Origin of the sequence: Clostridium sp. AM58-1XD (assembly GCF_003464085.1) — a bacterium.
In the GTDB taxonomy this organism is placed as follows: domain Bacteria; phylum Bacillota; class Clostridia; order Lachnospirales; family Lachnospiraceae; genus Lachnoclostridium_A.
This window is the reverse complement of sequence record NZ_QSDR01000070.1, coordinates 1-2,203: the sequence shown is the minus strand read 5'-3', so window position 1 is coordinate 2,203 and position 2,203 is coordinate 1. Positions and strand designations below refer to the sequence as shown.

General features: G+C 41.2%; 2 protein-coding genes and 1 pseudogene. All 3 read left to right on the top strand.

Annotated elements, in window-relative coordinates:
- The coding region (locus DXA13_RS20555) for a cell wall-binding protein (RefSeq protein ID WP_243009257.1) at nucleotides 1-1,373 on the top strand (1,373 nt) is incomplete at its 5' end.
- Between the two features lie 26 nt (nucleotides 1,374-1,399).
- Entirely contained in the window at nucleotides 1,400-1,798 is a 399-nt protein-coding gene (locus tag DXA13_RS22235) for a hypothetical protein (protein ID WP_243009256.1), read from the top strand.
- Nucleotides 1,799-2,036: 238 nt separating this feature from the next.
- A pseudogene (locus DXA13_RS20550) lies at nucleotides 2,037-2,203 on the top strand (IS256 family transposase); the annotation flags it as partial.

The following is a 2,203-nucleotide window of genomic DNA, read 5'->3' as shown; positions in this document are numbered from 1 at the left end:
GTATTTCAGAAAACAAAAAGGAGAGTGCATTCATTATGAAAAAGCAGACTAAATTAGTTGCAGTATTATCTGCATCAGCTCTGTTAGCAATGGGCGCTTCCATGACATCTTTCGCAGCTACTGGCTGGACACAGGAAGATGGCACTTGGTATTACTATGCTAAGGACGGAAGCCGCGTAACAGACGAGTGGAAGAAATCAGGAAACTACTGGTTCTATCTTGGCGATGACGGCGAGATGGTAACCGAGCAGTTAATCGAAGATGACGACGATTACTACTATGTAAACCAGGATGGCGCTATGGTAACCAACGGCTGGGTAGCAGTAGATAACGAGGATGCTGGCGACGATGATGAGCCGGATCAGTGGTGGTATTATTTCCAGAATAACGGTAAAGCTTACAAGAATAACAACAGCAACAATTCTGCAAGATTTAAAACCGTAAACGGAAAAAAATACATCTTCGATGACGAAGGTAAAATGCTCTATGGCTGGATTAATGAAAACGGCGAAAGAGAAACAGGTGATGAAGACTGGCAGGAAGGTATCTACTACTGTGGCGATGAGAATGACGGTGCTATGAGAACCGGTTGGCAGCTGATCCATATCCTGGACGAAAATTGGGGCGATGGCATCAACGAAAGTGAAGACTTATATGATGATGATCAGGATCGTTGGTTCTACTTCAAATCCAGCGGTAAGAGATATGAAGCTGACGATGATGATGTTTATGTAAAGAAGACAATTAATGGCAGGAAATATGGCTTTGATAAGTATGGCCGTATGGCAGCTGAGTGGTTTACAGCTACAACTTCCGGTTCAACAAACAAAGCAGATTCTACAGCCACAGACGCTACAAAGAGTGAATACTCTAAGACATGGAGCTACTTCTCCAGTCCTGAAGATGGTGCTAGACTTACAAAAGAATGGTTTAAGGTAATTCCTTCTGAAGATCTGAATGAAGAGAAATATGATGACTGTGAAGACTTCTGGTACTATGCAGATGGCAAGGGTAACCTGATTGCTAACGAAATCAAGACTATCAACGGCAAGAAATATGCATTTGATGAGTATGGAAGAATGCTTACAGGCCTGCGCATGTTAGAGATCAATCCTAGCGATAAGAAGGTTATTCTTTCTTCCCCAGATGACGATGAAGATGGAACTATGCTGTACGATACCGAAGACAACTTCGATGCAACAGTAAGAAAGATCATGAATGGTGAATTCGATGACCAGACATGGGTAACTGTTTTCCTTGGCGATGACGGTTCTATGAAGACAGGCAAACAGACTGTAACCATCGACGGCGAGAAGTTCGAGTTCTACTTCGAAAAATCTGCGTACGCAAGGGTTATGGCAAGAGTGAAGTAGATACTGGAGATAAGGCTGCATATGCAATGGGTAAGAGATATAAAGCTGATTCTGATAACAAGTATGAAGTTGTTATAGAGGGTACTCTTGTTAAAAATGCTGAAACTGGCAAATACGAATTCGATGGTAAGGGTCTGACAAGCTATTCATTTGAAGAATTCTTTGAAGATAAGCTTCAGTTAGCGAAGTTCCAAGATGAAAAAGATGAAGATAAGAACCTTTACTACCTAGCTACAGATGCAGATAAAGCAGCTATGCAGATGGCTTATCTTAATAATGCTTATATCGTAAACACAACCGGTACATTAACGAAATCTAAGAGCAAATGTAAAGACGGTGATGATATCGTTGCTAAAGTTAAGAACTGGCATGTTGGCTATAACAAAGATACAAGTCTTGTTGATCTTTACGAAGAGTTAGACTAATCCATATTTCGATATGAAATTCTAATTGCCAAACAATGACCGGGGCACTCCCGGACATGAGAGAAAGGACAGCGAATGCTGTCCTTTCTTTTTGTGCTTTAGATGACTCAATTGTAACGGTTTGACAAAATGTAAGACGGTGACCCGCATGTTTACACGAGTATGTGAAAGTTTTTCTGTAACTAAGGTTTTATAAGGTCTTCTATGGTAAAATAAAAATCATAGGAGGCCTTTTATTATGGCAAGAGAAAAGAAACCCGTACACAAAGTACAAATGACAGATGGGAAAAGGAACCTTATCCAGCAGCTCCTTCAGGAGTATGACATCCAGTCCGCAGAGGATATTCAGGATGCTCTCAAGGATCTGCTTGGCGGCACAATCAAAGAAATGATGGAAGCAGAGAT

Bases quoted from the DNA above. Each gene is read 5' to 3' on its own strand.
- DXA13_RS22235 (WP_243009256.1), top strand. From the start codon at position 1,400: ATGGGTAAGAGATATAAAGCTGATTCTGATAACAAGTATGAAGTTGTT.